The 8,368-nt window shown below is 69.8% G+C and carries 5 protein-coding genes; 3 read left to right on the forward strand and 2 right to left on the reverse strand.

What is annotated here, in order from left to right; all coding sequences use genetic code 11:
- Positions 1 to 1,210 (reverse strand): circularly permuted type 2 ATP-grasp protein (locus HUU94_RS03830; RefSeq protein ID WP_174273792.1); only part of this gene is annotated, 1,210 nt, incomplete at its 3' end.
- Between the two features lie 20 nt (positions 1,211 to 1,230).
- The gene (locus HUU94_RS03835) at positions 1,231 to 4,545 is read right to left on the reverse strand and encodes a DUF2126 domain-containing protein (protein WP_174273793.1); all 3,315 of its coding nucleotides are present in this window, start codon (positions 4,543 to 4,545) and stop codon (positions 1,231 to 1,233) included.
- A 71-nt stretch (positions 4,546 to 4,616) separates the two neighbouring features.
- Between HUU94_RS03835 and HUU94_RS03840 the strand changes: the two genes are divergently transcribed.
- The 3 genes from HUU94_RS03840 to recJ form a co-directional block, all read left to right on the forward strand.
- A complete protein-coding gene (locus HUU94_RS03840) occupies positions 4,617 to 5,732 on the forward strand; it encodes a DUF47 family protein (RefSeq protein WP_174273796.1) in 1,116 nt (371 codons plus the stop codon).
- Between the two features lie 111 nt (positions 5,733 to 5,843).
- A complete protein-coding gene (locus tag HUU94_RS03845; RefSeq protein WP_174273794.1) occupies positions 5,844 to 6,842 on the forward strand; it encodes an inorganic phosphate transporter in 999 nt (332 codons plus the stop codon).
- A 55-nt stretch (positions 6,843 to 6,897) separates the two neighbouring features.
- The coding region (recJ, locus tag HUU94_RS03850; RefSeq protein ID WP_174273795.1) for a single-stranded-DNA-specific exonuclease RecJ at positions 6,898 to 8,368 on the forward strand (1,471 nt) is incomplete at its 3' end.

Consider the following 8,368-nt stretch of genomic DNA (forward strand, 5'->3'; position numbering starts at 1 on the left):
CGTCGGGCGCCAGGCTGCCGCCCAGCGCGGGCCTGGTGCCCAGTTCGGCGACGCCGCCGCCGAACGCGGGGGCGATCAGCAGATCGTCGAGCCGCGCGATCATCTCCGCGCGCGGCGCCTCCTGCCCGCACCACCAGGTCGCGATATTGGGGAGCTTGAGCTCCTCGCCGAGCAGGCGCCGCGCGAGACGGGGCAGGAAGGCCGCCATCGCGGGCGATTCGGCGACGCCGGTGCCCGGCGCGTTGGCGATCACCGCATTGCCCTTGGCGAGCACGTCCATCAGCCCCGGCACGCCGATCCGCGAGGTCGTATCGAACGCCAGCGGATCGAGGAAACGCGTGTCGATCCGCCGCCAGAGGCCGTCGATCCGCTTGAGCCCCTCGATCGTGCGGACGAAAAGCTCATCGCCCCGCACCGCGAGATCGTCGCCCTCGACCAGTAGCAGCCCGAGATAGCGCGCGAGATGCGCCTGCTCGGCATAGCTCGGATTGTAGCGCCCCGGCGTGAGCAGGCCGATGCGCGGATTGCTGCGCCGGCACCCCGCGGCGAGCCCCTCGCGGAATGCGGCGAAGAAGGGCGCCAGCCGCTGGATGTTGAGCCGCGTCTGGAGCGCGCCCATCACCCGGCTGGCGGCGAGGCGATTCTCCAGCGCATAGCCCGCGCCCACCGGCGCGCGGCTATGATCGGCGAGCACGCGCCATTCGCCATCGGGGCCACGCGCGAGATCGACCGCATAGATGTGCAGCCGATGCCCGCCCGGCGGCGGCATGCCGATCATCGTGCGCCAGAAATAGGGGCTGCCGGTCACCAGCGGCGCGGGCAGCGCGCCTTCGGCGACGAGTGCTGCGGGACCGTAGATATCGGCGAGCAGCCGTTCGATGAGTTCGGCGCGCTGGGCGACGCCCGCGCCGATCTTCTGCCACTCGTCCTCGCCGATCAGCAGCGGCAGCGCCGAGGATTGCCAGCGCCGCTCGCGGCTGTCGCCGGGCAGGCGGAAGGCGGTGCCGATCTCGTCGACCTGGCGGCCGATCCGATCCTGAAGCCGCTGCAGCCGTCCCTCGGTGAGCGTCGCGACGCCATCGAACAGGTGATGCCACCAGCGCGCGCCGCGCCCGACATCGCCGCGCACGACATCGCCGCTGTCCGCCTGCGCGACATAATTGTCGAGCCAGCCCTGCCCCCAGGACGGCAGCCCCGGAAGCTGCGCCATGTTCGCCCCCGCCGACATGGCTAGAGCCCGATCGGCCTTCTTAGATCGAGCGTCATCGGAAAATCGCTCGCGCGCTCGGGCGGCGGCATCGCGACGCTGCCGGGGGTGTGGCCCATCGCCTGGAAACGCGCCTTGCGCCGCGCCTCCGCCTCATAATCGTTGACGGGAACATGCTCGTAGCTGCGCCCGCCGGGGTGCCCGACATGATAGACGCAGCCGCCGAGCGAACGGCCGTTCCAGGCATCGAGCACGTCGAAGGTCAGCGGCGCGTTGCCGGGCAGGCGGGGGTGGAGGCAATTGGCGGGCTCCCACGCCTTGTAGCGCACCCCGCCGACCGCCTCGCCGGGCGTGCCGGTGGCGGTCAGCGGCACCGCGCGGCCGTTAGCGGCGACGATATGGCGGCCGGGGACAAGGCCGGTGGCGCGCAGTTGCAGCCGCTCGGTCGAGCTGTCGACGTAGCGCACCGTGCCGCCGATCGCGCCGGTCTCGCCGAGCACGGGCCACGGTTCGAGCGCGTGGCTGACCTCCAGCGTGACGCCGCCGGCGGTGATGCTGCCGTGGACGGGGAAGCGGAACTGGCGCTGCGCCTCGAACCAGCTCGGGTCGAAATCATAGCCGGCCTCGCGGAGGTCGGCCAGCACCTCGAGGAAATCGGCCCAGACGAAATGGCCGAGCATGAAGCGATCGTGCAGCGTCGTGCCCCAGCGCACCAGCCCGCCCTGCTGCGGCTCGCGCCAGAACCAGGCGGTCATCGCGCGCAACAGAAGCTGCTGCGCGAGGCTCATCTTCGCTTCGGGCGGCATTTCGAAGCCGCGAAACTCGACGAGACCGAGGCGGCCGGTCGGGCCATCGGGGGAGAAGAGCTTGTCGATGCAGATTTCAGTGCGGTGCGTGTTGCCGGTGACGTCGACGAGCAGGTTGCGGAACAGGCGATCGACCAGCCATGGCTGCGGCGCCGCACCCTCACCCGGTGGCGGCACCTGCGCAAGCGCCACCTCCAGCTCGAACAGGCCGTCGTGGCGCGCTTCATCGATCCGCGGCGCCTGGCTGGTCGGGCCAATGAACAGCCCGGAGAAGAGGTAGCTCAGCGAGGGATGGCGCTGCCAGTAGAGCAGGAAGCTCTTGAGCATGTCGGGCCGGCGGATGAACGGCGAATCGAGCACCGATCGCCCGCCAAGCACGATATGGTTGCCGCCGCCGGTGCCGATCGAGCGGCCGTCGACCAGGAACTTGTCCGCGGTCAGTTTCTCGGCGCGCGCCATATCGTAGAGGCTGGTGGTGAGATCGACGGTCTCGTCCCACGTCGCGGTCGGCTGGACATTGACCTCGACGACGCCGGGATCGGGGGTGATCTTGAGCACCTGAAGGCGCGGATCGGCGGGCGGGGCATAGCCTTCGATGCGGACCGGGATGCGCGTCGCCTCGGCGGTGCGCTCGACCGCGGCGATCAGATCGAGATAATCCTCGAGCTTCTCGGTGGGCGGCAGGAAGACCGCGACATAATCGCCGCGCGGCTCGACCGTCATCGCGGTGCGGACGGCGCCTTCGATGATATGCTGCTCGACCCGCTCCTGCGCGCCCGCGCCGGCGGCGGGCGCGACCGATTGGCTGCGCTGCTCGCGAAAGTCGGGCAGCGGCGCCAGCGGCTCGGTGGTGTCGCGGACATGCGCATAGGGATAGTCCGACGGCGGGACGAAGGGCAGCGAGCCCAGCGGCAGCCGATAGCCGACCGCGCTGTCGCCGGGGACGAGGAACAGCCGCCCGCGCCGCACGCGCCATTGCTCGCTCTGCCAGCGGCGGGGCTCGGGCGCGCTTGCCGCCTGCCACGCCTGGATCGGCAGGACATAGCCGACCGGGCGCGACAGGCCGTGCTCGAACGCCTTGACCATCCGCGCGCGCGCCTCGGGATCGTCGATCTCCGGCGCGGTGGGATCGGTGTTGGGTGGAAGATCGGCCTCCTTGAGCGACCATTCGACCGGATCCTCATAGGCCGGCTGGACATTGTCCCCCGGCACCTCGAGCGTATCGGCGACCGCGTGGAGGAAGCGCTCCGCCGCCTCGACGTCGAGCTGCGTGGTCGCGGCCCCGCCGTCGATCGCGATGAGGCTCGCGTCGCGCCACACGGGCACGCCGTCGGTGCGCCAATAGGCCGAATAGCCCCAGCGCGGCAGGCTCTCGCCCGGATACCATTTGCCCTGGCCGTGATGGAGCAGCCCGCCGGGGGCGAAGCGCTCGCGCATCCGGCGGATCAGGCGATCGGCATAGCCCGCCTTGGTCGGGCCGACCGCATCGGCGTTCCACTCGGGCGCCTCGGGATCGTCGGCGGCGAGGAAGGTGGGCTCGCCGCCGGTGGTGAGGCGGACGTCCTGCGCGACGAGATCGGCATCGACCTTGTGGCCGAGATCGTCGAGCGCGCGCCAGCGGGCTTCGGTAAAGGGCTTGGTGATCCGCACCGCCTCGGCGATGCGCTGCACGTCCATCTCGAAGCCGAAATCGACGTGCGCGGGCTCCAGCAGCGCACCCTCGATCGGCGTCGCCGAGCGATAGTGCGGGCTCGCGCAGAGCGGGATATGCCCCTCGCCGGCGAACAGCCCCGAGGTGGGATCGAGCCCGATCCAGCCCGCGCCGGGCAGATAGGCCTCGGCCCAGGCATGGAGATCGCTGACGTCGCGCGCGACGCCCCTGGGGCCTTCGACGGGAACGACATCCGGCGTGAGCTGGATCGAATAGCCCGAGACGAAGCGCGCCGCGAAGCCGAGGCGACGGAGCAACTGAACGAGCAGCCACGAACTGTCCCGGCACGATCCGGTGCCGATCTCCAGCGTCTCCTCGGGCGTCTGCACGCCGGGCTCGAGCCGGATGACGTAGCCGACCTCGGCGTTGACCGCCTGGTTGAGCGCGACGAGGAAGTCGATCGACCCCATCGCGACGTCGGCGAAGCGCGCCACCAGCGCCTCGAACCGCGCGCCCATCGGCTCGGTCTCGAAATAGGGCGTGAGATCGCCGGCGAGATCGGGCGCATAGGCGAAGGGCCGCTGCTCGGCGCTGCCCTCGACGAAGAAGTCGAACGGGTTGATCACCGTGAGGTCGGCGATCAGATCGACGGTGACGCGGAACTCGCTGGTCGGCTCGGGCAGCACGACGCGCGCCAGCCAGTTACCGTGCGGATCCTGCTGCCAGTTGAGGAAATGCGCCTCGGGCAGGATCGTCAGCGAATAATTGGGCACGGCGGTGCGGCTGTGCGGCGCCGGGCGCAGCCGGATCGTCTGCGGCCCGAGCATGACCGGCCGATCGTAGCGATAGGCGGTGAGATGGTGGAGCGCGGCCTGAATCACGGCTGCGCTTGCAGCACAGGGCTGGCCCCCGGGCAAGCAATGGCTAAGGTGGAACCCTCGAGGAGACGATTATTCGCCAGATTGCCGCCCTCCCCTATCGTTCGGCGCCGCACGGCGCGATCGAGGTGCTGTTGGTGACCACGCGCGAGACGCGGCGCTGGGTGGTGCCCAAGGGCAATCCGATCAAGGGGCTGGGGCCGTATGAGGCCGCCGCGCACGAGGCGTTCGAGGAAGCCGGCGTCAGCGGCATCATGTGCCCGGCGCCCCTCGGCGCGTTCGATTATCTCAAGCGCAAGCGCGACGGTACGCTGCGTCGCGCAACTGTAACACTTTATCCGCTAGCAGTGACCGATCAATCGCAGGATTGGCCCGAAAGCGACGAGCGCGAGACGCGTTGGTTCGGGCTGACGGAAGCGGCGGCGCTGGTGGAGGAGCCGGAGCTCAAGCGATTGATCGCCGGATTCCGCGCCCCCAGCCCCATCGCTGGACGGCTTCAGCGGCTTTCGGCATGGACGCGGACGAAAAGCGGGGAGAAGATCGCGATGCTGCGCTGGTTCCAGGCGCTGATGCCCAAGCAGGGGCGCTTCTTCGAGCTGTTCGAGGAGCATGCCGCGACCCTCGTCGCGGGCGCCGATGCGCTGGCGCGGCTGCTGCAGGGCGGGCCCAGCCTGCCCGAGCATGTCCGCACCATCTACGATCGCGAGCATGACGCCGACGATATCACGCGCACCGTGCTGCAAGACGTCCGCCGCATCCTGATCACGCCCTTCGACCGCGCCGCAATCTCCGGGCTTATCGCGTCGATGGACGATGCGATCGACCAGATGAACGGCACCGCCAAGGCGATCACGCTCTACGAGCTCACAGAATTCGAACCGCAGATGCGCGACATGAGCGGCATCATCGTCGAGGCGGCGCGCGTGCTCGTCGAGACGATCCCGCTGCTGCGCTCGATCGGCGACAACAGCAGCCGCATCCTCGAACTCACCGCCCGGCTGGTCGAGATCGAGGGCACAGCCGACGATATCCATGATTCGGGGCTGAAGGCCTTGTTCAAGGCGAGCCAGGGCAGCGATCCGATGGGGTTCATCGTCGGGCGCGAAATCTATGGCCATCTCGAGCGGATCGTCGATCGCTTCGAAGATGTCGCTAACGAGATCCAGGGTCTCGTGCTCGATCACGCCTGAGCCGATGCCCACCCTTCACCCGTCGCGACCGTCCGATGACGGCCAGCCCGTCCCGATCGCCCGCCGTGGCGGGCGGTCGAAGCGCTCGATACGAACCGTCCGGGCAAGGCCATGACCAGCGTCGCCCTTCCCGTGCTGATCGGCCTGATCGCGATCGCGCTGGCGTTCGATTTCCTCAACGGATTGCACGACGCCGCCAATTCGATCGCGACGGTGGTTTCCACCCGCGTGCTCAAACCCGAGGTCGCGGTGTTCTGGGCGGCCTTCTTCAACTTCGTCGCCTTCCTCGTGTTCAGCCACAGCGTCGCCTACACGATCGGCAAGGGCACGATCTCCGCCGACATCGTCGATGCCCGCGTCATATTCGGCGCGCTGATGGGTGCGATTAGCTGGAACCTGATCACCTGGGCGCTCGGTATCCCTTCGTCCTCCAGCCATGCGCTGGTCGGCGGACTGATCGGCGCGGGCGTGGCCAAGGCGGGGGTGGCGGCGATCGTCTGGCTGGGGGTGATCAAGACGGTCGCGGCGATCTTCCTGTCGCCGCTGCTGGGGCTGCTGCTCTCGCTGGTGATGGTGCTCCTCACCTCCTGGCTGCTCCGCAAGCGGACGCCGGCCTTCGCCGACCGCTTCTTTCGCAAGGCGCAGCTCGTCTCGGCGGCGGCCTATTCGCTCGGCCACGGCGGCAACGATGCGCAAAAGACGATGGGGATCATTACCGTCCTGCTCTATTCGCAAGGCATCCTGCATGGCGCCTTCCATATTCCGCTGTGGGTGGTGCTCGCCTGCCAGGCGGCGATGGCGATGGGCACGCTGATGGGCGGCTGGCGGATCGTCCACACGATGGGATCAAAGATCACGCGGCTCACCCCCTCGCAGGGCTTCTGCGCGGAGACCGGCGGCGCGATCACTTTGTTCCTCGCGACGATCGGCGGCATCCCGGTTTCGACCACGCACACGATCACCGGCGCGATCGTCGGCGTCGGCGCGGCGCGGCGGATGTCGGCGGTGCGGTGGAACGTCGCTTCGAGCATCGTCGTCGCCTGGGTGGTGACGTTGCCGGCGGCGGCGATCGTCGCGGCCCTCTTCTACGGGCTGGCGTCGCTCTTCTAGGGAGCAGGCAGCGGAAGGGATTCCCCGCGGGACTCCGCCGGTGTAGGCTCGTCCGATGTCGCCGCTTTCCATCACCCGGTCGATCCTCGGCCAGCCGTGGCGCTGGCGGGGGCGCGACGGCGCGGCGACGGATGCCGGATTCGCGCCCGACGATCTCGTCGATCAGCTCCTGCTCGCGCGCGGCGTGGCGCGGCACGCGCTCGATCTCCATCGCGCGCCGACAATCCGCGGCTTCATGCCCGATCCCTCGATCTTCCGCGACATGGACGCCGCCGCCGAGCGGATCGCCGCCGCGGTGATCGGGGGCGAGCGCGTGACGATCTTCGGCGATTACGACGTCGACGGCGCGACCTCGGCGGCGCTGCTGATCCGCCTGCTGCGCGCGCTGGGGCTCGATCCGCAAGCCTATATCCCCGATCGGCTGATCGAGGGCTATGGCCCGAGCGGCGCGGCGCTGGTGGGGATCGCCGAGGGCGGCGCGCAGCTCGTCGTCACCGTCGATTGCGGCGCGCAGGCCTTCGAGGCGCTGGCGCAAGCGGCGGCGGCGGGGCTCGACGTGATCGTCGTCGATCATCACAAATGCGCGTCGGAACTGCCGCGCGCGCTCGCTATCGTGAACCCCAACCGGCTGGATGAGGAAGAAGGCGCGGCGCACGGCCATCTCGCGGCGGTGGGCGTCGCCTTCCTGCTCGGCGCGGCCCTGCTGCGGACGTTGCGCGCGCGCGGCTGGTTCGCCGATCGGCCCGAGCCGCCGCTGATCGAACTGCTCGATCTCGTGGCACTCGGCACGGTGTGCGATGTCGCGCAGCTCAAGGGGCTCAATCGGGCGTTCGTCGCGCAGGGGCTCAAGGTGATGCGGCAGCGGCGCAACGTCGGGCTTTCGGCGCTGGCGGAGAAGGCCGGGCTGAGCGGGCCGCCGACCTGCACCGATCTCGGCTTCGCGCTGGGGCCGCGGATCAACGCGGGCGGGCGCGTCGGCAAATCGGACCTCGGCGTGCGCCTGCTGACGACCGAGGATCCCGCCGAGGCCGAGGCGATCGCGATCGAGCTCGACCGGCTCAACGGCGAGCGCCGCGCGATCGAGGCGGCGGTGTCCGAGGCCGCCGAGCAGCTTGCGCGCAACCAGGGCAATCGCGCCGTCACGATCGTTTCGGGGACAGGGTGGCACCCCGGCGTGATCGGGATCGTCGCGGGGCGGCTAAAGGAGAAGCTCGGGCGCCCGGCGCTGGTGATCGCGCTCGACGGCGAAGGCGTTGGCAAGGGCTCGGGACGGTCGATCTCCGGCGTCGATCTCGGCGCGGCGGTGCTTGCCGCCAAGGACATGGGGCTGCTGATCGCGGGCGGCGGCCATGCGATGGCGGCGGGCATCACCGTCGCCGCCGACAAGATCGACGCGCTCACGGAATTCCTCGACGCGCGCCTCGCCGCCGACGTCGCCCGCGCGTGCGACGATCGCGCGCTGCTGTTCGATGCGGTGGTCAGCGCGGGCGGCGTGGCGTCCAGCCTGGTCGACGCTCTGGAGGCGG

Source organism: Sphingomonas bacterium, from assembly GCF_903644055.1.
Lineage (GTDB): Bacteria > Pseudomonadota > Alphaproteobacteria > Sphingomonadales > Sphingomonadaceae > Sphingomonas_I.

Bases quoted from the DNA above. Each gene is read 5' to 3' on its own strand.
- HUU94_RS03845 (WP_174273794.1), top strand. From the start codon at position 5,844: ATGACCAGCGTCGCCCTTCCCGTGCTGATCGGCCTGATCGCGATCGCG.